Raw genomic sequence first — 26,073 nt, forward strand, 5'->3', positions numbered from 1 at the left:
ACGACAACGCGGGCCACTACTGCCGGATCGCCCAGCCCCGCTCCCGCAGCGCGGCACTCAGCACGGCCGCCGCCTTCGGCTCGACCGACAACTGCACCAGACCGGCCTGCTGCCCCGTCGCGTGCTCGATCCGCACGTCCTCGATGTTGACCCCGGCCTGCCCCGCGTCCGCGAAGATGCGGGCCAGCTGCCCCGGCTGGTCGTCGATGAGCACGGCCACGGTCTCGTAGGCCCGCGGCGCCGAACCATGCTTGCCGGGCACCCGGACCTGTCCCGCGTTGCCGCGCCGCAGCACGTCCTCGATGCCCGTGGCGCCCTCGCGCCGCTTGGCCTCGTCGGAGGACTGGAGGGCGCGCAGGGCACGTACCGTCTCGTCGAGGTCGGCGGAGACGTCCGCGAGGAGGTCGGCGACCGGCCCGGGGTTGGCGGAGAGGATGTCGATCCACATCCGGGGGTCGGAGGCGGCGATCCGGGTCACGTCCCGGATGCCCTGCCCGCACAGCCGTACGGCGGCCTCGTCGGCGTGCTCCAGGCGCGCGGCGACCATGCTGGAGACCAGGTGGGGCATGTGCGAGACGAGCGCCACGGCCCGGTCGTGGGCGTCCGCGTCCATCACCACGGGGACGGCCCGGCAGTGCGAGACCAGTTCCAGGGCGAGGTTCAGCACCTCGGTGTCGGTGTCCCGGCTCGGGGTGAGCACCCAGGGGCGGCCCTCGAAGAGGTCGCCGGTGGCGGCGAGCGGCCCGGACTTCTCGCGGCCGGACATGGGGTGGGTGCCGAGGTAGGACGCCAGGTCGAGGCCGAGCGCCTTCAGCTCGCGCCGCGGGCCGCCCTTGACGCTGGCCACGTCGACGTAGCCGCGCGCGACCCCGCGCCGCATGACGTCGGCGAGCACGGTGGCGACGTGGGCGGGCGGGGCGGCGACGACGGCGAGGTCGACGGGCCCGTCGGGTGCCTCGTCGGTGCCGGCGCCGAGCGCGGCGGCGGTGCGGGCCTGCTCGGGGTCGTGGTCGTCGAGGTGGACGGTGACGCCGCGCTGGACGAGCGCCAGGGCGGCGGAGGTGCCGATCAGGCCGGTGCCGATGACGAGTGCGGTCCTCACTGGGCGATGTCCTTGCGCAGAGCGGCGGCGGCGCCGAGGTAGACGTGGTGGATGTCGGCACGGGGCCGGTCGGACTCGATGTGGGCGAGGACCCGTACGACGCGGGGCATGGCGCCCTCGATGTCGAGTTCCTGGGCGCAGATCAGCGGCACGTCGGTGATGCCGAGCGCGCGGGCGGCGGCGGCCGGGAAGTCGCTGTGCAGGTCGGGCGTGGCCGTGAACCAGATGCTGATCAGGTCGTCGGCGGTGAGGCCGTTCCGCTCCAGGATGGCGGTGAGCAGGGCTCCTACCTGCGCGTCCATGTGCTCGGCGTCGTCCCGTTCCAGCTGGACGGCCCCCCGGACCGCTCGTACCGCCACGGCGCTGCTCCTTGCTGTGTGCGTACCGATCTGCGTCCGACCAGCCTAGTCAGCCCGGGACCGCCCGGCGCCCGGCGCCCGCCACCTGAGACGGGGCTTGCCCGCGCCGGCGCGACGGGTGCGCTCAGGCGTCCCGGAGCGCGCCCGGGGTCACCGGCTCGTCCCGGTACTCGATCCGGTCCGTCCAGGCCGCCGGCCAGACGTCCGCGCCGTGGTGGGCGCCCGCGAAGGCGCCGGTCAGGCAGGCGATGGAGTCGGAGTCGCCGGAGGTGCGGGCGGCGCGGCGCGGCGCGCCGAGCGGTTCCTCGACGGGGAGCAGGAAGCGGAGCAGCCCGGTGGCCGGCGCTTCCTCGGCGATCCAGCCCGCTCCGGTGGCGAGGCAGGGGTCGGTCTCCGGGGAGACGGTGCGGACCGCGTCCGCGCGCACCTGCCGCGCCAGCCGCTCGGGGGCGAGGAAGCCGCGTTCCATGGCGGTGCGCAGCCCGCGGCCGAGGGCGAGCGTCATCCGGGTGTCGTGGGAGACGAGCGCGGGCCGGGGCAGGTCCATCGGCCGCCAGGGACCGAACTCGGCGAGGATCGGCGGCACGTCGTCGAACTCGGCCGGAAAGCCGAGGGCGTCTCCGAGGGCGAGGCCGAGGAGCGCTCCGGTCGCGGCGCGTTCGGCACGCGGATCACCATCCCCTTTATCGTCACTCTGACAATAAAGGGGATGGCGGGACGCCGACAAGCCGTTTCCACGGTCGGCTCAGAGGTCGGCTTAGAGGTCGACTTCCTTCATCAGCATCCCGACCTCCGTGTTGGACAGCCGCCGCAGCCAGCCCGACTTCTGGTCGCCCAGGGCGATCGGGCCGAAGGCGGTGCGCACCAGCTTCTCGACCGGGAAGCCGGCCTCCGCGAGCATGCGGCGCACGATGTGCTTGCGGCCCTCGTGGAGGGTCACCTCGACCAGGTAGTTCTTGCCGGTCTGCTCGACGACCCGGAAGTGGTCCGCGCGGGCGTAGCCGTCCTCCAGCTGGATGCCGTCCTTCAGCCGCTTGCCCAGGTCGCGCGGGATGGGCCCGACGATCGCGGCCAGGTAGGTCTTCTTCACGCCGTACTTGGGGTGGGTCAGCCGGTGCGCCAGCTCGCCGTGGTTGGTGAGCAGGATGATGCCCTCGGTCTCGGTGTCCAGGCGCCCCACGTGGAAGAGCCGGGTCTCCCGGTTGGTGACGTAGTCGCCGAGGCACTGCCGCCCCTCCGGGTCCTCCATGGTGGAGACGACGCCGGCGGGCTTGTTCAGCGCGAAGAACTGGTACGACTGGGTGGCCACGGTCAGCCCGTCCACCCGGATCTCGTCGTTCTCCGGGTCCACGCGCTTGCCCTGCTCCAGGACGATCTCGCCGTTCACCTCGACCCGGGCCTGCTCGATCAGCTCCTCGCAGGCGCGCCGGGAGCCGTAGCCGGCGCGTGCGAGCACCTTCTGCAGCCGCTCGCCCTCCTGCTCGGCGCCCGGGAACGTCTTGGGCAGCTTGACGTCCTTCTTGTCCGCGTACCGCTCCCGGTTGCGCTCCTCGACCCGAACCTCGTACTCCCGCGAGGTCGCAGGGGCCGACCGTCCGCGCTGCTGAGGCTTCCGGGGACCGCCCTTGGCGCCGCCCCGGGCCGACGGGCCGCGGCCCGACTTCGCACCGTCCTGGGTGGCGCCGGGGCCGACGTCGTAGCGCCGCTCCTCCGGGCGCGGCTTCTTCGGTCGACCACTGCCCTGCTTGTCGTCGCGGTTGTTGCCGGCGCCGCGGAAGTTACCGCGCCCGCCGCCGCTCCCGCCGCGGCCGCCGCTGTTGCCACCACGGCTCCCGCCGTTGTTTCCGCTGCTGTTCCTGCCGCTGCTGCTTCGCATCAAAGTTCCGTCTTGTCGTCTGCGTCCTCGAAGTCCGGAGCGTCCGGATCGAACGACGGTACGCCTTCCTGGGTCTCGGCCTCGATCGCCTCCGCCTCCGGGAGGAAGGGCGCGAGCTCCGGGAGCTCGTCCAGACCGCGCAGGCCCATCCGTTCCAGGAAGTAGTTCGTCGTCCTGTACAGGATCGCACCTGTTTCGGGTTCCGTGCCCGCCTCCTCGACCAGTCCGCGCTGGAGGAGGGTGCGCATGACCCCGTCGCAGTTGACCCCGCGGACGGCCGACACCCGGCTGCGGCTCACCGGCTGACGGTAGGCGACGACCGCGAGCGTCTCCAGCGCGGCCTGGGTGAGCCGGGCCGTCTGGCCGTCCAGGACGAGGCGCTCGACGGCCGCCGCGTACTCGGGGCGGGTGTAGAAACGCCAGCCGCCCGCGACGAACCGCAGCTCGAACCCGCGGCCCTGCACGGCGTACTCGTCGGCCAGCTCCCGCAGGGCGTCGGCGACCTGCCGCCGGGGCCGCTCCAGGATCTTCGCCAGGTGCTCCTCGGTCGCGGGCTCGTCCACGACCATCAGCACGGCCTCCAGGGCGGGCTTGAGATCGAGTGCGGCGACCGTCTCCTCGCTCGTCACGCCTTCTCCTCCTCCTTCGGCTGCTCGGGCGGCCGGTCGAACTCGTCGGTCACCAGGGGCCGGTCGTCCCCGTCCCCACCGGTCCACCGCACCAGCAGATCCCCGAGGGCGGTCTCCTGCTCCAGGGCCACCGCCTTCTCCCGGTACAGCTCCAGCAGCGCCAGGAACCGGGCGACGACGGTGAGGGTGTCGTCGGTGTCCTCGACGAGCGCGCGGAAGCTCGCCTCGCCCAGCTCCCTCAGCCGGGCCACCACGATCCCCGCCTGTTCCCGCACGCTGACCAGCGGCGCGTGGATGTGGTCGACGTACACCTGCGGCTTCGGCTTCGGCTGCATCGCCTTGACCGCGAGCTTCGCGAACCCCTCCGCGCCGATGCTGATGACGACCTCGGGCAGCAGCTCGGCGTGCTGGGGCTCCAGGCCGACGGTACGGGGGTAGCGGCGGGCCTCGCCGTCCAGGCGCCCGCTGAAGATGTCCGCGATCTGCTTGTACGCCCGGTACTGGAGCAGCCGTGCGAAGAGCAGGTCCCGCGCCTCCAGCAGCGCCAGGTCGGCCTCGTCCTCCACCTCGGCGGCGGGCAGCAGCCGGGCCGCCTTGAGATCGAGCAGGGTGGCCGCGACGACCAGGAACTCGGTCGTCTGGTCCAGATCCCAGTCCGGCCCCCTCGCCCGGATGTGCGCCATGAACTCATCGGTGACCTTCGACAGCGCGACCTCGGTGACGTCCAGCTTGTGCCGGGAGATCAACTGGAGCAGCAGATCGAAGGGCCCCTCGAAGTTGGCGAGCCGCACCGTGAAGACACCGTCGTCAGGGGCCTTCGGCTCCGGCTCCGGCTCTGCTGCGACCGGCTCCGGTTCCGGGATCTCCACGGGAGCGTCGTCCGGCTCCACCGGCGGAACGCCAGGCCCCTTGCCCAGCGCGCGCCGACGCCCGGCACGGCCGGAGGCGGAAGCGTCGTACGAGGTCATAGCCCCCGCAGGCTACCGCTACCGCCCCCGCAGCCGCCGTACGAGGATGCTGGCGTCCCCCCGGGTCTCCAGATCGGCGAGCACGACGGCCACCGCCTCGCGCACGATCCGGCCCCGGTCGACGGCGAGCCCGTGCTCGCCGCGGAGCACGAGACGCGCGTGCTCCAGGTCCATCAGCTCCTCGGCGGAGACGTAGACGGTGATCTTCTCGTCGTGCCGCTCACGTCCGCTCGGCCGCCGCGTGGCCGTCCGCCCGCGCTTGCGGGGCGCGGCCGCGGCAGAACCTTCCTGCGCCGGCTGGCGCCGGGTGGCGCGCTCCCCGGCGGCGCCCCGGCTGCGGGACTCGCCCGCCTCCGCGGCGTCGGGCTCCGCGGGCATGTGCTCGGCGCCGTCGCCGTCGCCGCCCTGCGCGGGCACGGCCTGCGGGGCGTCGTCCGCGATCGACGGGTCGCTCTCGCCGGCCGGAGCCGGCACCCGGGGCTCGCCACCCGCCGGGCGCCGGGGAGCGGACGGCTGGAGTGCCATGCCCCCTGTCGTGCGGAACAGTTCGTCGGCCCCCGGCAGACTCACTCGGCGTGACACCGGGCGAGCACCTCCCTGGCGAGCTGGCGGTAGGCGGCGGCACCGACGGAGTTGGAGGCGTACGTGGTGATCGGCTCACCGGCGACCGTGGTCTCCGGGAAGCGGACCGTACGCCCGATGACCGTGTGGTAGACGTGGTCGTCGAAGGCCTCCACGACCCGGGCGAGCACCTCGCGGCTGTGCACGGTGCGCGAGTCGTACATGGTGGCGAGGATGCCGTCGAGCTCCAGCTCGGGGTTGAGCCGCTCCTGGACCTTCTCGATGGTCTCGGTCAGCAGCGCCACACCGCGCAGCGCGAAGAACTCGCACTCCAGCGGCACGATCACCTTGTGCGCGGCCGTCAGCGCGTTGACCGTGAGCAGGCCGAGCGAGGGCTGGCAGTCGATCACGATGTAGTCGTAGTCGGGCAGCAGCGGCTTGAGCGCGCGCTGGAGCGACGACTCACGGGCGACCTCGGAGACCAGCTGGACCTCGGCCGCGGACAGGTCGATGTTGCTGGGCAGCAGGTCCATGTTGGGGACCGCGGTCTTCAGCAGCACCTCGTCGGCCGACAGGCCCCGCTCCATGAGCAGGTTGTAGACGGTGAGGTCCAGCTCCATGGGGTTGACGCCGAGACCGACCGACAGCGCGCCCTGCGGGTCGAAGTCCACGAGCAGCACCCGGCGTCCGTACTCCGCGAGCGCGGCACCCAGGTTGATGGTGGACGTCGTCTTGCCGACGCCGCCCTTCTGGTTGCACATCGCGATGATCGTCGCGGGGCCGTGGTCGGTGAGCGGACCCGGGATCGGGAAGTACGGCAGGGGGCGTCCGGTCGGGCCGACGCGCTCACGGCGCTGGCGGGCCGCGTCGGGTGCGAGCGTGGCCGCGTACTCGGGATCGGGCTCGTACTCGGCGTCGGGGTCGTAGAAGTGCCCCTCGGGCAGTTCCTCGTAGTCGGCGAAGTGGTTGTGGGGCGCGCCACTTCCGTCGCCGGCCATGGCGTTCACGTGATGGCCATCCATGCTCTGGGGTGCTGTCTGAGCCATGTGGGGGCTGGTCTGGCTCTGGTGGGCTGCGAAGGTTCGGACAGCGACGGAGCCGACAGCCTCGAGCCCCGTGGAGCCCTGGCCCCGCGTAGGCATTCCTGGTTGACCACCCCCGGGAGAAAATGTCGACTCATTCACAAGTCGTCTTACCTCCTTGGTGACCAGGAAACTTCTAGACAAGGTCAGCGTGGCACCATGCCGACGTTCGGCGACTCTATGGCGTGTCGGGCGTCCGCAGCAACACAATCCGCCGGACCCGGCCCGATGTGTCGGCAATGAAACATCCCGCTGTCAAGGGCGTACGAGCGTCACACAGCAGATTTCACCGGTGTACGAATCGGTTAAAGGGATACGTTCGAGGCGAGTTGACCGAGAGTCGCAAAGTGACCATACACACATCCGGCCGGACCTTGTCGGGCAAGGTCCGGCCGGATGTTCACGGTTGACGACCCCTGTTGACGAATCGCCTTTTCCGTATGGATGACTTGAACCAGTCGCTGGGGCGCGGACCGGCGGGGCGTCAGCCGAGGAGCGACTCCAGCTCCACGTGCTCCAGGCCGTGCGCCTGAGCGACCTCCTTGTAAACGACCTTGCCGTCATGGGTGTTGAGACCCTTGGCGAGCGCGGCGTCGCGGCGCAGCGCCTCGACCCAGCCGTTGTTGGCCAGCGACACGATGTACGGCAGCGTGGCGTTGGTGAGGGCGTTGGTGGAGGTGTTCGGGACGGCGCCGGGCATGTTGGCGACGCAGTAGAAGATCGAGTCGTGGACCTGGAAGGTCGGCTCGGCGTGCGTGGTCGGACGGGAGTCCTCGAAGCAGCCGCCCTGGTCGATCGCGATGTCGACAAGGACACTTCCGGGCTTCATCCGGGAGACCAGCTCGTTGGTGACGAGCTTCGGGGCCTTCGCGCCCGGGATGAGGACGGCGCCGATGACGAGGTCGGCGTCCAGGACGGCCTTCTCCAGCTCGAAGGAGTTGGACATGACGGCCTTGACCTTGGTGCCGAAGATCTTGTCGGCCTCGCGCAGCTTGTTGATGTCGCGGTCCAGCAGGGTCACGTCGAAGCCCATGCCGACGGCGATCTGGGTGGCGTTCCAGCCGGAGACGCCACCGCCGATGACGACGGCCTTCGCCGGGGTGACACCGGGGACGCCGCCGGGCAGGACGCCGCGGCCGCCGTTGGCGCGCATCAGGTGGTAGGCGCCGACCTGCGGGGCCAGGCGGCCCGCGACCTCGGACATCGGGGCGAGCAGCGGCAGCGCGCGGCTGGGCAGCTCGACCGTCTCGTAGGCGATGGCGGTGGTCCCGGACTCGACGAGGGCGTCCGTGCATTCCTTGGAGGCGGCCAGGTGCAGGTAGGTGAAGAGGGTCTGGTCCTTGCGCAGGCGGTGGTACTCCTCCGCGATCGGCTCCTTGACCTTCAGCAGCAGGTCGGCGGTGGCCCAGACCTCGTCGGCGGTGTCGAGGATCTCGGCGCCGGCGGCGACGTACTCCTCGTCCGTGATCGAGGAGCCGAGGCCGGCGCCCCGCTCGATGACGACCTGGTGGCCGTTGCGCACCAGCTCGTGCACGCCGGCGGGGGTGATGGCCACCCGGAACTCGTTGTTCTTGACCTCGCGGGGGATGCCGACCTTCACGTCGATCACGGTCCTTGGCTCAGAGGGGGGTGTGGTACGTGACATACCCGGATGTACAGGGCACACCGGGAGACACCGCAGGAGAACGTGCGGCAGAGCCAGTCTAATGAAGGCGTTCCCGCTGTCTAGCCTTTCATTGCATCAATCTTCAGCGGATGTACTGCGGATTTCGCAGGCGTTAGCTCCGTGTTCCGGTTGTTGATCTTCCGGATCGCCCTCCTGCGCGGTCTCCTGGAGCTCTTCCCCCAGCATGCGCTCGGCCGCGCTGCGGTGCAGTCCGGCCGCCGTGGGATCGCCGAGGTGGTCCAGGGTGTCGGCCAGCCGCAGGTGCAACGCCGCCTGGAGCCGTACGTCCTCCGCACGGCGCGCCCACTCCACCGCCTCCTGGCAGGTGCGCAGCGACTCCTCGGGCCGGCCCGCGTACTCCTGCACCCGGGCCAGCTCGCTCAACGCCCGCGCGTGCGCGGCGACATCGCCGAGCTTGCGGTACCCGGCGACGGCCGCCCGCCAGCCGCGCACCGCCTCGCCGTAGCGGCCCGCGTAGGTGTGGACGGCGGCGATCCGGCCGTACAGCCGGGCGGCGTCCGCGCGCTCGTCGCGGGCCAGCCGCTGGGCCAGCGCCCGGCCGAACCAGTCGGCGGCCCGGTCGTAGTCGCCCAGCTCCTCGTGGGCACCACCTACGGATTCCATCGCGCGGCCGGTCGCATACGGGTCGTTCGCCTCCCGTCCCGCGTCCAGCGCGGCCCGGTAGCGCACCAGCGCCTCGGCGGTACGGCCGGTCTGGGCGTCCAGATCGGCCAGGTTCAGCAGGGCCGCCGCTTGCTCCCGGGGCAGGTTCTGCCGCTCGGCCACATCCAGCACGAGCTGGTGGATGCCGTACAGGTCGGGGGCCGCGGCCTGGGTGCCGAAGTGCGCGACCAGCGTCCGCACCAGCTGGGACAGCAGCCGCCGGGCCAGGGTGTCCAGCTCCCCGTCGGCGACCGCGAGGCGGGCCGCGGCCAGCAGGGCGGGCCGGCGGATGCGCAGCCAGTCCGCCGCCGCGCGCGGGCTGGGGAAGCGCAGCGAGCTGGGCATCCCGAGCAGCTTGGCACGGGCCTGCGGCGAGTCCGTCTCGGTGATCGCCCGGCAGGACTGGAGCAGCCGGACCGTCCGCTCCAGCATCCGGGCCCGGGCCAGCTGGAGCTCGGCCGGCTTGTCCTGCGTCTCGGTGAGGGCGCGCAGCAGCGGGTGCAGGGCGCCCGGCACCTCGTACTGCGGCAACGGCGAGTCCACCGCCCGCAGCAGGCCGAGGGCGACGAAGTCGTCCAGGGTGGCGCGGGCCCCGCTGACCGAGCAGCCGGCGAGCGCGGAGGCGGTGTGCGGGTCGACGTACCCGGCGGGGGCCAGGGCGAGCAGTCGCAGTATCCGGGCGGCGGGCACCGGGAGGGAGACGTAGGCGAGCCGGAAGATCCGGCTGAGCGGGGTGCCCGCGGTCTCCTCGTCGTCCTCGGCGCGCAGCTGCTTGGCGAGGTCGGCGACGGCCGCCTTGGGACGGGCGGCCAGCCAGCCGCCGGCCAGCATCAGCGCGGCGGGCTGGGCCTGGCACTCCTCGACCAGGGTCTCGGCGGCCCGCGGGTCCACGGTGATCCGCACCGAGCCGGTGCGCCGGGACAGCAGTTCCACCGCCGTTTTGGTGTCCAGGCCGCCCAGGGTGCACGGGCGGACGTCGGCGATCCCCGTCAGGGGGCCCTGCGATACGGCGACGGCCAGGCAGTCCGGAGTGTCCGGCAGCAGCGCGTCGACCTGCTCGGCGTCGGCCGCGTCGTCCAGCAGCAGAACGGCCCGGCGGTCGGCGAGTGCCGCGCGCAGCGCCGCCGCGAGATCGTCCCCGGCGGCTCCGGCGGGGGCCGGCAGCTCCAGCGCGGCGAGCAGCTCCCGGGCGACGCGGACGGTGGGGACGGGCGTGCCGTCGGGTTCGCTGAGCCGGGCCCGCAGCACCCCGTCCGGGTAGCGGTCGGCGACCTGCCGGACCAGTTCCTCGGCGAGCGCGGTGCGGCCGGAGCCGGGCCGGCCGGCGATCAGCAGCACCCGGGCGCGCGGCGCCTTGCGGCCGGCCAGGGTGTCGAGTCCGGCGCGCTCGATGTCGGCGCGCAGTTCCTTCAACTCCCGTGTGCGGCCCAGGAAGAGGTTTTCCGGCGACGTGTGTTCCGACAGCTCCAAGCCGCCTGTGTCCACCGCCTGATCCGTCACGGGCCACACTCCCGTCCCACCTGCACGTGCACAGCCCGACGGGTCTCCGATCGGGCGTTTCCAGAGCCTAGTTCACGCTCTGCGACGATCCCGGTGGAGCACGGCGGTGACGTCCCCCGATCGGATCAGGCGATGGTCACACCGAAGGCGGTGACCGGGCGGATCAGGACGCGAACGGCCGGGCCGGCCACGGCGCCTCCGCCGGGCGCAGGGCGTCGAGTCCGTCGCCCGCCCGCGCGGCGACCAGGGAGAGGACACCCACGACCAGGCAGTTGTTGTGCAGCTCCCCGGCGAGCACCCCGCGCACCAGCTCCTGGACCGGCACCCGCTCCAGTTCCATGTCGGCCTCTTCGTGCTCGACCTCGAAGCGCTCGCCCTCGGCCTCGGAGAGATCGCGGGCGAGGAAGATCCGTACGGCCTCGTCGCAGCCGCCGGGCGTGGTGTACACGTCGGTCAGCACCCGCCAGTCCTCGGCCTTGACGTGCGCCTCCTCGTACAGCTCGCGCTGTGCGGCGTGCAGCGGGTTCTCGCCGGGCACGTCGAGCAGTCCGGCCGGGATCTCCCACAGCTTCTGGCGCACCGGGTGCCGGTACTGGCGCAGCACCAGGACACGGTCGGCCTCGTCGAGGGCGAGGACGGCCACCGAGCCGGGGTGGACCTGGTAGTCACGGGTGACCGCCGTGCCGTCGGGCATGACCACCTCGTCGGTGCGGACGGAGGTCTTGTTGCCCCGGAAGGGGGTGTCCGTGGCCCGGATCTCCCACTCCTCGGGAGTGTCCTTGATCGTCATGCCCTGTCCTTCCAGACGTACAGAAGAAGACGTACAGAAAAAGCCGGGGCGCGTCCCCGTTGAGAAGGACGCACCCCGGCCACCGTACAACCGTTGTGTTACTTGCCCGTCTTCGCCGTCTTGCGCTCGACGGCCGCCTTCACCAGGCCCGCGAACAGCGGGTGCGGGCGGGTCGGGCGGGACCGGAGCTCCGGGTGTGCCTGCGTGGCCACGAGGTACGGGTGGACCTCACGGGGGTACTCCACATACTCGACCAGCTTGCCGTCCGGGGAGGTGCCGGAGAACTGGATACCCGCCTTGCTCTCCAGCTCCGCGCGGTACGCGTTGTTGACCTCGTACCGGTGGCGGTGCCGCTCCTCGACGTACTCCTTGCCGTCGTAGACCTCGCGCACGATGGAGCCCTCGGCCAGCTTGGCCGGGTACATGCCCAGCCGCATCGTGCCGCCCATGTCGCCCTCACCGGCGACGATGTCGAGCTGCTCGGCCATGGTGGAGATCACCGGGTGGGCGGTGGCCGGGTCGAACTCGGTGGAGTTCGCGTCGGCGATACCCGCCAGGTTGCGCGCGGCCTCGATCACGATGCACTGCAGGCCCAGGCACAGGCCGAGCAGCGGGATCTTGTTCTCGCGGGCGTACTGGATGGCGCCGACCTTGCCGGAGACACCGCGGTCGCCGAAGCCGCCGGGGATGCAGATCGCGTCCACGTCGCCGAGCTGCTCGGCCGCGCCGGCCGGAGTGCGGCAGTCGTCGGAGGTGACCCACTTGATCTTGACGCGGGTGTGGTTGGCGAAGCCGCCGGCGCGCAGCGCCTCGGTCACCGACAGGTACGCGTCGGGCAGGTCGATGTACTTGCCGACCAGCGCGAGGCTGATCTCGTGCGCCGGGCGGTGGACACGGTCGAGCAGGTCGTCCCAGGTCGTCCAGTCCACGTCCCGGAAGGGCAGGTCCAGCTTGCGCACGGCGTAGGCGTCCAGGCCCTCGGCGTGCACGACCTTCGGGATGTCGTAGATCGACGGCGCGTCGGGGCAGGCCACGACGGCGGCCTCGTCGACGTCGCACATCAGCGAGATCTTCCGCTTGATGGCGGTGGGCACCTCGCGGTCGCAGCGCAGCACGATGGCGTCGGGCTGGATGCCGATGTTGCGCAGGGCGGCGACGGAGTGCTGGGTCGGCTTGGTCTTCAGCTCGCCGGACGGGCCGATGTAGGGCAGAAGGGAGATGTGCACCACGAAGACGTTGTCCCGGCCGACCTCGTGGCGGACCTGGCGGACGGTCTCCAGGAACGGCAGCGACTCGATGTCGCCGACCGTGCCGCCGACCTCCGTGATGACGACGTCCACGTCGTCCGCGGCCATCCGGCGGATGCGGTGCTTGATCTCGTTGGTGATGTGCGGGATCACCTGGACCGTGTCGCCCAGGTACTCGCCGCGCCGCTCCTTGGCGATCACCGTCGAGTACACCTGGCCGGTGGTGACGTTGGCGGAGCCGTCCAGGTCCCGGTCGAGGAAACGCTCGTAGTGGCCGATGTCCAGGTCGGTCTCGGCGCCGTCGTTGGTGACGAACACCTCACCGTGCTGGAAGGGGTTCATCGTGCCCGGGTCGACGTTGATGTACGGGTCGAGCTTCTGCATGACGACGCGCAGGCCCCGCGCCTTCAGCAACATGCCGAGGCTGGAGGCGGTCAGACCCTTGCCGAGCGAGGAGGCGACACCCCCGGTGACGAAGATGTGCTTGGTCGTCGTTGTTTTGGGCGGCATGGCCAAGAGGGGGCTCCCGTGGTCTCGGTCTGGGGGTGCGGTGCGGCCGTCCGGTCCGGTGGGGCACCGGGGTTTTCCTGGAGGAGCCGTCGCTGCGGTTCGGGGGTTCTGCGCCCACCGGTCCACGGGCTACCAGGGTATCAGCGCCTGGGCGGGATGGCTTCCGGCGACGCTCTGCGCACGGCCCGCCACGGATGTGAACCGCTCACGCGTCTCTCACCCTCTGCTCACCCGTTCGGCGCAAACCCGTTGTCCGGAGCGGCACGCGGATCATCTACGTGCGTCGTATCCTGCTCGGACACTCGCTGCCGAGCCCGCCGGCCGAACGGCACCACCCCCGCCCGTAAGAAACCGGAACAACGAGAGCTCGTCAGATCGTTGAGTGACGACTGTCGTCCGGGGCCAGCGGCTCGGCGACGATTTTGCTTCACAGCTCAACGACGCATTACAACGACCCCTTGACCGCACTCAGCGAAAGCCCCCTTGTTCGGGGCTACGTGGCCGTTCGACTGGAGTTAGCACGTGGCCGGGCGCATCGAAGACTACGCACTCATCGGAGACATGCAGACCGCCGCCCTGGTCTGCCGGGACGGCACAGTCGACTGGCTGTGCCTGCCCCGCTTCGACTCGCACGCCATCTTCGCCGGTCTGCTGGGCACCGAGGAGCACGGCTTCTGGCGCATCGGCCCGGCGCACGCGGCCGACGCCGAGCCGCCGGTCGCGGCCCGGCGCAGCTACCGCGGCGACTCGCTGATCCTCGAGTCCGAGTGGGACACCCTGCGCGGCACGGTCCGGGTGATCGACTTCATGCCGCCGCGTGACGGCGCGCCCCAGCTGATCCGGATCGTGGAGGGCGTCTCCGGCCGGGTCCCGATGCGCTCCGCGCTGCGGATGCGGTTCTCGTACGGCCGGGTGGTGCCCTGGGTGCACAAGCAGGAGGGCCGCACGGTGGCCGTGGCCGGTCCCGACTCGGTGTGGTTCGACACGCATGTCGAGACCGAGGGCAAGGAGCTGACCACCTACTCGGAGTTCACGGTCTCCCCCGGCGAGCGGATCGCGTTCACCATCTCCTGGCAGCCCTCGCACAAGGAGGCGCCGCCGCTGCCGGAGCCGGAGCAGTCGCTGGAGGCGACGGAGGACTTCTGGCGGGAGTGGGTCGAGCACTGTACGTACCACGGCCCCTACCGGGAGCCGGTGATCCGCTCCCTGATCACGCTGAAGGCGCTGACGTACGCGCCGACCGGCGGTATCGTCGCCGCCCCGACCACCTCCCTGCCGGAGGAGATCGGCGGCGTGCGCAACTGGGACTACCGCTACACCTGGCTGCGGGACGCGGCGATCACCCTGTCCTCGCTGCTGCGCACCGGCTACCGCGAGGAGGCCCGCGCCTGGCGCGAGTGGCTGCTGCGGGCCGTCGCCGGCGACCCGGAGAACCTCCAGATCATGTACGGCATCGCGGGCGAGCGCGAGCTGGGCGAGGCCGAGCTGGACTGGCTGCCCGGCTATGAGAGCTCCGCCCCGGTCCGGGTCGGCAACGGCGCCGCGAACCAGCTCCAGCTGGACGTCTACGGCGAGGTCACCGAGGCCCTGCATCTGGCCCACATGACCGGCCTGTCGCGCAGCGACTATGCCTCCCTGCTCCAGCTGAAGCTGATCAGCTACCTGGAGAAGCACTGGCAGGAGCCCGACGAGGGCATCTGGGAGGTGCGCGGCCCGCGCCGCCACTTCGTGCACTCCAAGGTGATGGCGTGGGTCGCCGTCGACCGCACGATCAAGCTGATCGAGTCCGGCGACGCGGACGGCCCGCTGGAGCGCTGGAAGGAACTGCGCGAGGACATCCACCGCGAGGTGTGCGAAAAGGGCTACGACAAGGAGCGCAACACCTTCACGCAGTCCTACGGCTCCAAGGAGCTGGACGCCGCGCTGCTGCTGATCCCGCAGGTGGGCTTCCTGCCCCCGGACGACAAGCGGGTCATCGGCACCGTGGAGGCGATCCAGCGGGAGCTGTCCACCCCGGACGGGTTCATCCTGCGCTACCCGACGCAGGGCGAGCACGAGGGCGTCGACGGCCTCCCCGGCGACGAGGGCGCCTTCCTGGCGTGCTCGTTCTGGATGGCCGACGACCTCGCGATGATCGGCCGCGTGGACGAGGCCCGCAAGCTGTTCGAGAAGCTGCTGTCGCTGCGCAACGACCTCGGCCTGCTCGCCGAGGAGTGGGACCCGCGCCTCCAGCGCCAGGTCGGCAACTTCCCGCAGGCCTTCAGCCACGTCCCGCTGATCGACACCGCGCTGCGGCTGACGGCCTCCGGCGCGTACGGCGGCTGAGCGAGCCGCCCGGGCCGTGCCCGCCTAGGCTGGGACGTACGCGAACCCCCTGTGCGAAAGGGGGCGGCCATGGCTTCCCTCTCGAAGGCGGGCGCGGCCCTCGCCGCGCTGCGCGAGGACCTGGCCGGTGAGGTGTTCGCGCCGGGGGACGCGGGCTACGACGATGCCCGGACCGTCTTCAACGCCATGATCGACCGCCGCCCGGCGGTGATCGCGCGGTGCGCGCACGAGGACGACGTGGTGCGCGCGGTGCGGTTCGGCCGGGACCTGGACCTGAACATCGCGGTGCGCGGCGGCGGGCACAGCGTGGCCGGAATGGCGCTGAACGACAACGGGCTGGTCGTCGACCTGCGCCGGATGCACGGCGTGACCGTCCATCCCGGTGCCGAGGCGGTCCGCGTGGCGGGTGGCGCCACGATGAGCCACCTGGACCGCGCCACCCAGCCGTACGGTCTGGCCACCACCGGCGGGCGGGCCTCGACGACCGGGGTCGGCGGTTTCGTGCTGGGCGGCGGCAGCGGCTGGCTGGACCGCTGGTGCGGGCTCGCGGTGGACAATCTGCTCGGTGTGGAGCTGGTCACCGCCGACGGCGAGCGGGTGCGCGCGAGCGCCGACGAGAACCCGGACCTGTTCTGGGCGCTGCACGGCGGCGGCGGCAACTTCGGTGTCGCCACCGCGCTCACCCTCAAGCTGTACGAGCTGCCCGAGTTCGCCATCGCCCTGCTGCTGTACCGGCCGGAGACGGGCCGGGAGGTGGTGCGCACCTACCGGGACGTCATCGAGTCCGGACCGGTGGAGGCGGGCGGCGGCGTGCTGTATCTCACCGCGCCGCCGGAGGAGTTCGTCCCGCCGCACCTGGTGGGCGCCCTGGTGTGCGCGGTACTGCTGACATACGCGGGCGCCGAGGAGGACCTGCGCGAGGTCGCCCAGCCGCTGCTGGCGCTGCCGCACGAGGCCGAGATCGTCGGGACGATGCCGTACGCCGACGTCCAGTGCATGATCGACGATCCGCCGGGGATGCGGAACTACTGGTCGGCGGAGTATCTGACGGGCGCCCCGGACGACTTCGTGGACGTCTTCTGCGCCCTCGCCCGGAACATGCCGGCGGGCACCGGCACCCAGCATGTGCTGTTCCCGCTCGGCGGCGCCATCGCCGACGGCCCCGCCGAGTACCCCGTCCCCTACCGGGACTCTCCCTGGGCCGTCCACCCGTTCGGCATCTGGGCGGACCCGGCCGACGACCGGCGGTGCATCCCCTGGGTCCAGGACGTGCGCAACCACGTCCGCCCCTGGACCACCGGCGCGGTCTATCTCAACTTCATCGGCGACGAGGGCGCCGACCGGGTCCGGGCGGGCCTGGGCCCGGAGAACACCGCCCGGCTGGCCCGGCTGAAACGCCGCTGGGACCCGGACAACGTGTTCCGCTTCAACCACAACATCAGGCCCGCCTGAACCAGCGCCGGGCTACCGCACCGCGTCGATCACCTCCCGCGCCGCCCGCTCGCCCTCGGTCGCGCCGCCCTCCATGAACCCCTGGAAGTCGTAGGAGCAGTGCTCGCCGCCGATGTGGATGTTGCCCTGGGGTGTGCCCTCGTAGCCGGCGTACCGGTGCAGATAGCCGACCGGCCAGTACGAGTAGGCGCCCTGGGCGTACGGGCTGAGGTGCCAGGCGGACAGCTGCGCCTTTCCGGTCCAGGCGGCCGAGGTGCCGGGGAAGAAGGCGTCGATCTCCCTGGTGTGGGCCGCCGCGAGTCTCGCCACGTACGGATCGCTCTCGGTGGAGAACGGACCGGCGGGGGCCAGCGTCCTGGCGAGGGTGCCGCCGTGGTACTGGATGAGGATGCCGCCGGTGCCCGGCTGGATCTTGGTGGTGTCCCAGGTCTGCTGCACCCGGCTGTCGGTGAAGCAGTCGCCCGCCGACACCCCCGGCCAGGCCCCGGTGCCGCGCCAGGGGCGGCGGGTGAACTGCATGTTGAGCTTGGTGCAGTACCCCATTCGGGCGTCCCTCAGGAGGCTCGTCATCCGGCTGTCGAACCCGGCGCGGCTCAGGTCGAGCTTCTGCAGCACGGGCAGCGGCACGCACAGGATCGTGTGGTCGGCGGTGACCGTGCGGGTGGCGCCCGCCTCGGTGAACGTCAGCGTCTGGGTGCCGTCGGCGTTGGCCCGCACCGCGGTGAGCGACCAGCCGTGCCGGATCGTCCCGTCGGGCAGGTGGCCGGCGATGGCCTGCGGGAGCCGGTCGTTGCCGCCGACGACGTGGTAGCGCTCGTTGGACAGGCCCCAGATGTTGAAGTTGCCGGGATTGGTCTGGTAGCCCATCAGCAGGACCAGGGCGAGCGAGGACTGCTCGGTGGTGTCGGCGCCGTACTCGACGTTGTAGGCCACGTCGATGAACCGGCCGAGCGGGGAGTCGTGGCCGCCGGGCACCCGGGACTCGATCCAGTCGTATATCGACATGGTGTCCAGGGCGGTGCCGGTCGGGGTGGATCGGTTCCACTTCACCTCCCCCGCCTCGATCAGGTCGCGGTGCAGGGCCTGGTAGACCGCCTTGAAGTCCTCGTCGGCGTGCTCGCGCGGGTAGTACTCGCCGTTGAACCACAGGACTTCCTCGGCCCCGTTGGGCCCGCCGCCGAGGAAGTCCTCGACGGGCAGCGAGAAGCGGCGGCACAGCTCCAGCATCTTCTTGTGGCTGGTGTCGATCAGCTCGCCGCCGATCTCCGAGGTCTGGCCGTACGCCCAGTGGCCGCGCTGGGTGTGGATCCGGCCGCCGGCCCGGCTCGGGTTCGCCTCGTACAGGGTGCAGCCGAGGCCGGCGTCGTGGAGCGTGAGCGCCGCGGTGAGCCCGGCGATCCCGGCGCCGACGACGGCGATCCGGGGGGCGGCCGCGGCCGGCGCGGGAGCGGCCGCCGCGACGGTCGTGGTGGCGGCCGTCGCGACGGTCGTGGTGGCGGCCGTCGTGGCGGCGAGGGCCGCCGCTCCCTTCAGGACGGACCGGCGCCGCAGCCGGGCCTCCCCGACGGGCACGCCCAGCGCCTGGGCGGCGGCGTGGTCGGCGGTGAGGGAACGGAGGACGTGCAGGGCATGCGTACGGGACATGGTGCTGCTCCTCAGACGGTGGCGGTTGCTTGCTCGATGTCGTCGTCCGTGCGCTCGGCCGCGTCCTCCAGGACGATGCGGCCGATGACCTCGTAGCGTTCGGGGCGGCGGGCCTTGAGGTAGCAGCCGAGGCCCAGGCCGCCGAAGAAGACCAGCCCGACGATCCACGGGATGGCCTCGAAGAAGAGCGAGTCGGCCGCCGTACCGGCCGCGGTGTCCAGGTTGGCCACCAGCAGCCCCACGACCGCGATCATGCCGATCCCGCCGAGCAGCGGGGCGGTCAGGGTGCGGAACCAGTGCCGGTCCTCGGGGTGGTTCCTGCGGAAGTAGCCGATGACGGCGAACGAGCACAGGGTCTGCACGATGAGGATCGCCATCGTGCCGAGGATCGCCAGCAGGGTGTACAGGTGGATGTAGGGGTCCTGCCCGGTCAGCCAGAAGGCGCCGACCAGCGCGACCGCGATGACCGACTGGACGAAGGAGGCGACGTACGGCGATCCGTGGCGGGCGTGGGTGCGGCCCAGCGCGGGGTGCAGGAAGCCCTCGCGGCCGATGGCGTACAGATAGCGGGCCGCGCACTGGTGGAAGGCCATACCGCAGGCGAAGGACCCGGTGATCAGCAGCCACTGAAAGGCGTCCACCGCCCAGGCGCCGATGAAGCTGTGCGCCGGGTCGAAGAACAGGTCGAGCGGGCTGCTCCCGGAGGAGGCCTCGACCGAGCCCTTGAGGCCGTTGCCCGCGATGGTCATCCAGGAGACGTAGATGTAGAAGAGCCCGACGCCGACCACGGAGATCAGGGTGGCGCGCGGGATGACCCGCTTCGGATCGCGGGACTCCTCGCCGTACATCGCCGTCGACTCGAAGCCGACCCACGACCAGAACGCGAAGAACAGGCCGAGCCCGGCGGAGGTCCCGGTGAAGGCGTTCGCCGGGTTGATCGGCTCGACGGGGATGCCGTCCGGGCCGCCGCCCTTGAGCAGCACGGCGGTGGCGACGGCGAAGAGCACGGCGATCTCGGCGATCAGCATCACGCCGAGCGCCTTCGCCGTCAGGTTGATGTCGAAGTACGACAGCACGGCCGTGACCAGCAGCATCGCGGCGGCGTAGACGATCCACGGCAGGTCGAGGCCGAGCTGGTCCTCGACGGTGGTCCGGGCGAAGTAGGAGAAGACGCCGACGATGGACGCCTCGAAGACGATGTACGCCAGCACGGCCAGCATCCCGGAGGCCATGCCGGCGATGCGGCCCAGGCCGTGCGAGATGTAGCCGTAGAAGGCGCCCGCCGCGGTGATCCGGCGGGCCATGGCGACATAGCCGACCGAGAACACCGTCAGCACCAGCGTCGCGAAAAGATAGCCGGCCGGCGCGCCGGTGCCGTTGCCGAAGCCGACCGCGATGGGCAGGTTGCCGGTCATCGCGGTGATCGGCGCGGCGGTCGCCACCGCCATGAACACCACGCCCACCAAGCCCACGGAGTTCGCCTTCAGGCGATGCACCTCTCGCGTGGGTGTGTGCTCTCCCGTGGGTGTTTCTGCCATTCCCGCCCCTCTCAAAGGACCGTCACAACGAAATCCGAAGGCTGCTCGGGGGTTGCACTGCGAATGCGACAGTGTTGCGGCAGAGTGACGCACGCCACAACAGACACGGGGTCGTGCAATTCGGCGCCGGGGGCGACGCATTGTCGGGCCAAAGCGGCCGGTGATCGTTCCCGTAACCGTCCGGAGATGTCGCCGGAACACGCCCGCCGGTACCGTCCGCTGCATGGACAGCCGTACGGACCACCGATTGGACAGCCAGGGCGCCGGCATCACCGTGCAGCGCGCCCTGGAGCTGCCGGGCCTGCGCAGCGGCCTGCCCGAGGTGCTGGCGGGGGCGGACCGGCTGCAGCGCACCGTGCGCTGGGTGCACGCGGGCGAGGTGCCCAACATCGCCTCCCTGCTCAAGGGCGGCGAACTGCTCCTGACCACCGGCTACGGCCTCGGCACCCGCCCCGCCGAACAGCGCGCCTTCGTCCGCACCCTCGCCGAACGCGGCATCGCCGCCCTGGTGGTCGAGCTGGGCCCGCGCTTCACCCGGCTGCCCGCCGCCCTCGTCGAAACGGCCCGCGCCGCCGGACTCCCCCTGGTCCAGCTGCACCGCGAGGTGCCGTTCGTGACGGTCACCGAGGAGATCCACACCGAGATCGTCAACGGCCACTACGCCCTGCTCCAGCGCGCCGAGGAGGTGCACCGCCGCTGCACCGAGGCCCTGCTCGGCGGCGGCGGAGTCCCCCAGGTCCTCGGCATCCTCGCCCACTTCGGCACCAACCCGGTCTTCCTGGAGACCGCCGACGGCCAGCTGCTCTACGCCGCCGGCGCCGGCCCCGAGGGCGCCGACCCGCTCCAGGTCTGGGAAGGCCTGCGCGGCCAGCACAAGGACGCGCCGCCACCGGCCGGTTCGGTCCTCGTCGACGTACCCGGCGGCGGCCCCGGCACCGGCTCGGTCCGCGCCCGCCTGGTCCTGCTGCCGGTCCGCGCCCCGCTCGCGCCGGTGCACCGCATCGCCGCCGAACGCGCCGCGGGCATCCTCGCCGTCGTCCTGATGCAGGCCCGCCAGGAGGAGGAGCTGGCCGCGCGCGGACGCGGCGACTTCCTCACCGACCTCGCCGAGGGCCGCATCGCCGCCGACGACGCCCCCGCCCAGGCCCGCGTCCTGGGCTTCAAGCCGGGCGACAGCCCGCTGCTGCCGGTGGTGATGCGGCTGGGCGACACCCTCTCCCCCGGCGGGGGCTGGGCGGTCCTCGCCCGCGCGGTCGCCGAGGAGCTGGCGGCGGTGGGCGTACCCGTCCTCCTCGGCGTACGCCCCGTGGAGGGCCGGGTCCCCCTCCTGCTCGGCCTGCGCTCCGAGCCGGAACGCTCGGCGGTCGCCGACCGGGTCGCGGCGGCGCTGCGGGCCGGGGTGGAGCGCGCCGGGATCCAGCGGCCGGGCGCCCCGCCGCCGGTGGTGGTCGTCGGGGTGGCCGGCGGCTGGGCGGCGGCCTCCGCCGGGCTGCGGCACGCGGCGGAGACGGCGACCGCGGCCCAGGGCCTGACCGACCGGCCCTGGTACGACGCCCGGCGCCTCGACATCGACCTGCTGCTGTGGCGCCTGCGCGACCATCCCGACCTCGCGGCCTTCGTGGACCGCGCGATCGGTCCCGTCCGCGACCACGACCGCCGCGCCCGGCCCCCGCTGCTGCCCACCCTGGAGACCTACCTGGCCCACGCCGGCCGCAAGGCGGAGACGGCCCGCGAACTGCATCTGAACCGCCAGACCCTCTACAACCGCCTCGCCCGCATCGGCGAACTCCTGGGCACCGACCTGGACGACCCCCAGACGGTGCTGGCCCTGAGCCTGGCGCTGCGGGCTCGCCGGCACGTGGGGTGAGAGTGCCGGGACGGGTGAGAGGGCCGGGACAGGTGAGACGGCCGGGACGGGTGAGACGGCGGGGACGGGTGAGACGGCCGGCCGAGGCACGTACCGGACGACCGGCCGGGGCCCCGGTCAGGCCAGCGGCCGAGGCTGCGTCAACTCGTCGTAGACACTGAGTACTTGCGCGACGGTCTCGTCCTCCGTCGGCCAGGTCGCCGCCTGCCGCACGCCCCGCTCCCGCAGCAGTTGCCGCCGCTCCGGATCCCCGAGCAGCCGTACGACGGCCTCGGCGAAGGCTTCCGCGTCCCCGGCCGGTACCAGTTCCGCCGCGTCCCCGACCAGCTCGGGGATCCCGCCGACGGCGGTCGCGACGACCGGCACGCGCGCGTGCAGGGCTTCCTGCGCCAGCACGGACCGCGACTCCCGGCAGCTCGGCAGCAGCACCAGATCGGCCGCCGCGAGCAGCGCCCCGACATCGTCGCGCGCCCCGACCAGCCGCACGGGCAGCCGCTCGCCCTCGATGCGGCCCTGCAACTCCGCCCGCAGCGGCCCCTCGCCCGCGACCACGACCACCGGCCCGGGATCCAGCGCCCGCCAGGCGCGCGAGGCGTCCAGCAGCAGGTCGTACCCGCGCTGCCGGTCCAGTGAGCCGACCGCCAGCAGCAACGGCCGCCCGATGGCCCCGAGTTCGGCCCGCACCTTGGAGCGCTGCCGGTCCGGGTCGCCGCGCTCCACCGGCGTACGGGGGCCGGGCAGGGACACCGCGGCGAGCCGCGCGTCCCGCGCGCCGGTGCGGCGCGCCCGGTCCACCAGGTCCGAGCTGGTGCCCAGCACGACGGCGGCGGCCTTCGCCACCCGCCGCTCCAGCACCCGCAGCAGATGCCCGCGCGCCCCTTCGGCATACGGCCGGTTGTGCCAGGTGACGACCAGCGGAACGTGTTTGCCGCTGAGTGCGAGCGCCGCGCGGAAGGAGGCGTGCAGCCCGTGCGCGTGCACCAGGTCGGCGTCGGCGCAGGCCGCCCGCAGGGCGGCCACGGACACCGGGTCGCTGCTGCGCGGCACATGCACGTGGTCGGCGCCGGCGCCGGTGAAATCGTAGGTGTGATCGGCCCCGGCGGGGGCGCACACGGTGACCCGCACGCCCCGTGCGACGAGCCCCGCGGCCAGCGAACGCACATGCGCGCTGCTGCCGGCGTTGCCTCCGCCCAGCACCTGCACGGTGCGCAGCGGCGACTGGCCGTGCGGTGAGTGGCTGCTCACGGGGGTCACGTGGCCGGGCTCCTGATTCGGCGTCGGTAGATCACGACGGTCACGGAGAAACGTACAGAAGGATCGGGCGGAGGGGGTGTACCGCGCGGCGCCTTCCCTACCCGTCAAGGATGCCAGCCCGTACGCCCGTTCCGGGACCACCGCACACCCGAGCGCCGCCCGGCCCGGCGGCAACGCGCCATGTCACATCCCCCACACGAGTGAACCGGCGACGCGCGCGGGTGACCCCCGGCCCTCACCCGTGACCCGGTCCCCACCCGTGGCCCGGCGCCCCGCACCGCGGCGGCGGGGGCTCACCCCCGCGCGCCCGCTAGCGCACTCACCCGCTCCCCGCACACGGCGGCGGCCACCACGGCCGCGGCATGGGCGACCAGCCCCGCGCGCCCGCTCCCCGCGACCACCGCGGCCCCCAGCGCCGCGCCCAGCGCATGCGCTCCCGCGTCCCCGATCATCGCCCGCTCCCCCAGGTCGTCCGGCAGCACGGCCCCCGCGGCCCCCATCGCGGCAGCGGCCAGCCCGGCCCCCGCCCCCTTCCGCAGCAGCCCCGGCGCCCCGAGCGCCAGCACGGCCCCGGCGGCCCGCCCCGGCCGCACGTCCACGAGGTTCACCAGGTGCGCGGCCCCGGCGATCACCACTCCCGCCAGCACCTTGTCGGCCACCCGCTCCTTCATCAGCGCTCCCGCGAGCAGCCCGGCGGCCGAGATCCCGAACAGTTTCACGGCACCGCTGGTGACCTCGCCGTCCCGGAGCGCGGACAGATGCGCGCGGAACCCGCGCCGCGGATCACCGGCCCCCGCGAAGTCGTCGTACGCCCCACAGGCCCCCGCGACCGCCACGGCGACCCCGGCGACGGGCCGCACCCGCCCGGCCGCGAGCGCGGTGGCGACCGCGGCGGCGGGCCCGGCGTACAGCTCGACGGCGCGGCCGGCGTGGTTGGCACGGTGCCAGTGGGGGTGGCCGGCGGGGGTGGTGGAGCGGAGGAGGGCGGTGACGGCACGGGTGAGCAGGGCGGAACCCCCAAGCGAAACGATCATGCCCTCACCCTAGGGCCCGGCTGGGAGCCCGCGGAGCGGGCCGGGAACGGGGGTGCGGAGCACCCCGAAAGCTACTCCGCGTCCACCCGCGCCGCCGCCAACAGCTCCTCCGCGTGCGCCCGAGCGGTCTCGGAATCCTCCTGCCCCGCCAGCATCCGGGACAGCTCCCGAACCCGCTCCTCCCCTTCCAGCACCTTCACCCCGGACCGCGTCACCGATCCGTCGTTGGTCTTCTCCACCAGCAACTGCCGGTCGGCGAACGCGGCCACCTGCGGCAGATGCGTCACCACGACGACCTGCGCGGTCTTGGCGAGCCGCGCCAGCCGCCGCCCGATCTCGACCGCGGCCTTGCCGCCGACTCCCGCGTCGACCTCGTCGAAGAGGTACGTCGGCACGGGATCGGTCCCGGCGAACACGACCTCGACGGCCAGCATGACCCGGGACAGCTCACCGCCGGAGGCGCCCTTGGCGATGGGCCGCGCGGGCGCCCCCGGGTGGGGCGCGAGCAGCAGCTCGACTTCGTCGACGCCGGACGGCCCGTACGCCACGGTCCGCCCGCCGACCTCGACGCCTTCCGGGTCCTCGGTCTGCCGGATGTCGAAGGACACGCGCGCGTGGGGCATGGCCAGCGAGGCCAGCTCGGCGGTGACGGCGGCGGCGAACCGTTCGGCGGCCTCGGTCCGCGCGTCGGTGAGCGCCTGCGCGAGCCCGCCGAGTTCGGCGCGCAGCGCGTCCCGTTCGGCGGTCAGCTCCTCGATCCGCGTGTCGTCGCCGTCCAGCTCGGTCAGCCGCGCGGCACTCCGCTCGGCCCAGGCCAGCACCGCGGCCACGTCCTCGCCGTACTTCCGCGTCAGCGCGCCCAGCGCGGCCCGCCGCTCCTCGACCGCGGCCAGCCGCAGCGGATCGGCGTCGAGATCGTCGGCGTACCCGGCCAGCTCCCCGGCGACGTCGCCCAGCAGGATCCCGATCTCCCCGATGCGTTCGGCGAGCGCGGCCAGTGCCGGATCGTGCGACCGCACGGCCTCCAGGGCCCGGTGTGCGCCCGCGACGAGCGTGGAGGCGTCGACACCCTCGGGGTCCTCGGGATTGCCCGCGAGGGCGGCGTGGGCGGCCGCGGCGGCGGACGCCAGCGCTTCGGCGTGTCCCAGCCGCTCGGCCTCCTCGGCCAGCTCGGTGTCCTCTCCGGGGCGCGGTTCGACGGCGGCGATCTCGTCGAGCCCGTAGCGCAGCATGTCGGCTTCCTGGGCCCGCTCACGCGCGCGCGTGGTGATCTCGTCCAGCTCGGCCGAGACGGCCCGCAGCCGCTTGTACGCCTCGCCGTACTTGGCGAGCGGGACGGCGACCGCGTCCCCCGCGTACCGGTCGAGCGCCTGCCGCTGCCGGGACAGCTTCAGCAGTCCCTGCTGGTCGGTCTGCCCGTGCACGGCCACCAGCTCGTCGGCCAGCTCGGCGAGCAGCCCCACCGGCACGGACCGTCCGCCCAGATGCGCCCGCGACCGCCCCTCGGCGGAGACGGTACGGCTGATCAGCAGCGCCCCGTCGTCCAGCTCGGCCCCGGCCTCCTCGGCCCGTACGGCCACGGAGGCGTCCGCCGACAGCGCGATCCGTCCCTCGACGACCGCCTTCTCGGCACCGATCCGCACCAACGCCGGGTCCGCGCGCCCACCGAGCAGCAGGCCCAGGCTGGTGACCACCATGGTCTTGCCCGCGCCCGTCTCACCGGTGACAGCGGTGAATCCCGGCGACAGCTCGACAACGGCGTCGTCGATGACTCCGAGCGACCGTATCCGCATCTCCTCCAACACGGACACGACCTTACGAGGTCCGGGTCGGGGAGTGCGAGGTGCCCTGTCACCCGGGCGGGTGGACCCACCTCCACGAGGCGCGGGAAACCGCGCGACAGGCCACGGACGACCCGCACCCGCCGAGGAGGAGCCCCTCCCGGATGGCGCACGACGCCTGGGCCAGGCCTGTCGTCCGGATCACCCCGGCGTCGCGGGGGCCGA

Annotated in this window: 20 protein-coding genes; 3 read left to right on the plus strand and 17 right to left on the minus strand. The window is 72.6% G+C overall.

Features of this window, described 5'->3' with window-relative positions; genetic code table 11:
- Nucleotides 1-16 precede the first annotated feature (16 nt).
- The 12 genes from VE614_RS22830 to VE614_RS22885 all read right to left on the minus strand — a co-directional run bounded on the left by VE614_RS22830 (nucleotide 17) and on the right by VE614_RS22885 (nucleotide 12,953).
- Entirely contained in the window at nucleotides 17-1,102 is a 1,086-nt protein-coding gene (locus tag VE614_RS22830; RefSeq protein WP_324940233.1) for a prephenate dehydrogenase, read from the minus strand.
- Nucleotides 1,099-1,461 carry a chorismate mutase gene (gene aroH, locus VE614_RS22835; RefSeq protein ID WP_324940236.1) on the minus strand — a complete coding sequence of 121 codons (363 nt, stop codon included), beginning with the start codon at nucleotides 1,459-1,461 and terminating at the stop codon, nucleotides 1,099-1,101. The genes VE614_RS22830 and aroH overlap by 4 nt, the downstream gene beginning before the upstream one ends.
- Before the next feature lie 124 nt (nucleotides 1,462-1,585).
- Entirely contained in the window at nucleotides 1,586-2,188 is a 603-nt protein-coding gene (locus tag VE614_RS22840; protein ID WP_324940239.1) for an ADP-ribosylglycohydrolase family protein, read from the minus strand.
- Nucleotides 2,189-2,218: 30 nt separating this feature from the next.
- Nucleotides 2,219-3,337: a pseudouridine synthase gene (locus tag VE614_RS22845; RefSeq protein WP_324940242.1), complete on the minus strand. Its 1,119-nt coding sequence runs from the start codon at nucleotides 3,335-3,337 to the stop codon at nucleotides 2,219-2,221.
- Nucleotides 3,337-3,906, minus strand: coding sequence for an SMC-Scp complex subunit ScpB (gene scpB / locus VE614_RS22850; RefSeq protein WP_324940316.1), 570 nt, complete (start codon nucleotides 3,904-3,906; stop codon nucleotides 3,337-3,339). The genes VE614_RS22845 and scpB overlap by 1 nt, the downstream gene beginning before the upstream one ends.
- A 56-nt stretch (nucleotides 3,907-3,962) precedes the next feature.
- A complete protein-coding gene (locus tag VE614_RS22855; RefSeq protein ID WP_324940245.1) occupies nucleotides 3,963-4,934 on the minus strand; it encodes a segregation and condensation protein A in 972 nt (323 codons plus the stop codon).
- A gap of 18 nt (nucleotides 4,935-4,952) precedes the next feature.
- Nucleotides 4,953-5,504: a hypothetical protein gene (locus VE614_RS22860; RefSeq protein WP_324940319.1), complete on the minus strand. Its 552-nt coding sequence runs from the start codon at nucleotides 5,502-5,504 to the stop codon at nucleotides 4,953-4,955.
- Entirely contained in the window at nucleotides 5,501-6,637 is a 1,137-nt protein-coding gene (locus VE614_RS22865) for a ParA family protein (RefSeq protein WP_324940248.1), read from the minus strand. Before VE614_RS22865 ends, VE614_RS22860 begins: the two co-directional genes overlap by 4 nt.
- Before the next feature lie 424 nt (nucleotides 6,638-7,061).
- Complete coding sequence (gene ald, locus VE614_RS22870) at nucleotides 7,062-8,186, minus strand: alanine dehydrogenase (protein WP_324940251.1); 1,125 nt, start codon at nucleotides 8,184-8,186, stop codon at nucleotides 7,062-7,064.
- A 132-nt stretch (nucleotides 8,187-8,318) separates the two neighbouring features.
- Nucleotides 8,319-10,406 carry a tetratricopeptide repeat protein gene (locus VE614_RS22875; protein WP_324940254.1) on the minus strand — a complete coding sequence of 696 codons (2,088 nt, stop codon included), beginning with the start codon at nucleotides 10,404-10,406 and terminating at the stop codon, nucleotides 8,319-8,321.
- 163 nt (nucleotides 10,407-10,569) lie between these two features.
- Nucleotides 10,570-11,196 (minus strand): NUDIX hydrolase, encoded by a 627-nt coding sequence (locus tag VE614_RS22880; RefSeq protein WP_324940257.1) that lies wholly within the window; start codon nucleotides 11,194-11,196, stop codon nucleotides 10,570-10,572.
- A 98-nt stretch (nucleotides 11,197-11,294) separates the two neighbouring features.
- Nucleotides 11,295-12,953, minus strand: a complete 1,659-nt coding sequence (locus VE614_RS22885; RefSeq protein ID WP_324940260.1) for a CTP synthase — start codon at nucleotides 12,951-12,953, stop codon at nucleotides 11,295-11,297.
- Between the two features lie 522 nt (nucleotides 12,954-13,475).
- Here VE614_RS22885 and VE614_RS22890 point away from each other — a divergent pair.
- Together VE614_RS22890 and VE614_RS22895 are read left to right on the plus strand one after the other, a co-directional pair.
- Nucleotides 13,476-15,278, plus strand: a complete 1,803-nt coding sequence (locus tag VE614_RS22890) for a glycoside hydrolase family 15 protein (protein ID WP_324940263.1) — start codon at nucleotides 13,476-13,478, stop codon at nucleotides 15,276-15,278.
- A gap of 69 nt (nucleotides 15,279-15,347) precedes the next feature.
- Complete coding sequence (locus VE614_RS22895) at nucleotides 15,348-16,730, plus strand: FAD-binding oxidoreductase (protein ID WP_324940267.1); 1,383 nt, start codon at nucleotides 15,348-15,350, stop codon at nucleotides 16,728-16,730.
- A gap of 12 nt (nucleotides 16,731-16,742) precedes the next feature.
- On the opposite strand, the gene VE614_RS22900 is transcribed toward VE614_RS22895, so the two are convergent.
- Entirely contained in the window at nucleotides 16,743-18,374 is a 1,632-nt protein-coding gene (locus VE614_RS22900) for an NAD(P)/FAD-dependent oxidoreductase (RefSeq protein ID WP_324940270.1), read from the minus strand.
- 11 nt (nucleotides 18,375-18,385) lie between these two features.
- Nucleotides 18,386-19,912, minus strand: coding sequence for an APC family permease (locus tag VE614_RS22905; RefSeq protein WP_324940273.1), 1,527 nt, complete (start codon nucleotides 19,910-19,912; stop codon nucleotides 18,386-18,388).
- A 223-nt stretch (nucleotides 19,913-20,135) separates the two neighbouring features.
- Here VE614_RS22905 and VE614_RS22910 point away from each other — a divergent pair, with 223 nt between their 5' ends.
- Nucleotides 20,136-21,779, plus strand: a complete 1,644-nt coding sequence (locus VE614_RS22910) for a PucR family transcriptional regulator (RefSeq protein ID WP_324940276.1) — start codon at nucleotides 20,136-20,138, stop codon at nucleotides 21,777-21,779.
- A 117-nt stretch (nucleotides 21,780-21,896) separates the two neighbouring features.
- Here the strand turns inward: VE614_RS22910 and VE614_RS22915 are convergent, their stop codons facing one another.
- From VE614_RS22915 to recN, 3 genes are all read right to left on the minus strand, one after another.
- Nucleotides 21,897-23,033, minus strand: coding sequence for a glycosyltransferase family 4 protein (locus VE614_RS22915; RefSeq protein WP_324940279.1), 1,137 nt, complete (start codon nucleotides 23,031-23,033; stop codon nucleotides 21,897-21,899).
- Between the two features lie 293 nt (nucleotides 23,034-23,326).
- Complete coding sequence (locus VE614_RS22920; RefSeq protein WP_324940283.1) at nucleotides 23,327-24,067, minus strand: hypothetical protein; 741 nt, start codon at nucleotides 24,065-24,067, stop codon at nucleotides 23,327-23,329.
- 71 nt (nucleotides 24,068-24,138) lie between these two features.
- A complete protein-coding gene (gene recN, locus VE614_RS22925) occupies nucleotides 24,139-25,860 on the minus strand; it encodes a DNA repair protein RecN (RefSeq protein WP_324940322.1) in 1,722 nt (573 codons plus the stop codon).
- Between the last annotated feature and the right edge of the window lie 213 nt (nucleotides 25,861-26,073).

It is taken from the genome of Streptomyces sp. (assembly GCF_035645055.1).
Taxonomy (GTDB): domain Bacteria; phylum Actinomycetota; class Actinomycetes; order Streptomycetales; family Streptomycetaceae; genus Streptomyces.

Excerpts from the sequence above, each read along its gene's own strand:
- VE614_RS22845 (WP_324940242.1), bottom strand. The coding sequence starts at position 3,337 with ATGCGAAGCAGCAGCGGCAGGAACAGCAGCGGAAACAACGGCGGGAGC.
- scpB (WP_324940316.1), bottom strand. The coding sequence starts at position 3,906 with ATGGTCGTGGACGAGCCCGCGACCGAGGAGCACCTGGCGAAGATCCTG.
- VE614_RS22855 (WP_324940245.1), bottom strand. The coding sequence starts at position 4,934 with ATGACCTCGTACGACGCTTCCGCCTCCGGCCGTGCCGGGCGTCGGCGC.
- VE614_RS22865 (WP_324940248.1), bottom strand. The coding sequence starts at position 6,637 with ATGCCTACGCGGGGCCAGGGCTCCACGGGGCTCGAGGCTGTCGGCTCC.
- VE614_RS22880 (WP_324940257.1), bottom strand. The coding sequence starts at position 11,196 with ATGACGATCAAGGACACTCCCGAGGAGTGGGAGATCCGGGCCACGGAC.
- VE614_RS22885 (WP_324940260.1), bottom strand. The coding sequence starts at position 12,953 with ATGCCGCCCAAAACAACGACGACCAAGCACATCTTCGTCACCGGGGGT.
- VE614_RS22895 (WP_324940267.1), top strand. The coding sequence starts at position 15,348 with ATGGCTTCCCTCTCGAAGGCGGGCGCGGCCCTCGCCGCGCTGCGCGAG.
- VE614_RS22900 (WP_324940270.1), bottom strand. The coding sequence starts at position 18,374 with ATGTCCCGTACGCATGCCCTGCACGTCCTCCGTTCCCTCACCGCCGAC.
- VE614_RS22905 (WP_324940273.1), bottom strand. The coding sequence starts at position 19,912 with ATGGCAGAAACACCCACGGGAGAGCACACACCCACGCGAGAGGTGCAT.
- VE614_RS22910 (WP_324940276.1), top strand. The coding sequence starts at position 20,136 with ATGGACAGCCGTACGGACCACCGATTGGACAGCCAGGGCGCCGGCATC.
- VE614_RS22920 (WP_324940283.1), bottom strand. The coding sequence starts at position 24,067 with ATGATCGTTTCGCTTGGGGGTTCCGCCCTGCTCACCCGTGCCGTCACC.
- recN (WP_324940322.1), bottom strand. The coding sequence starts at position 25,860 with ATGCGGATACGGTCGCTCGGAGTCATCGACGACGCCGTTGTCGAGCTG.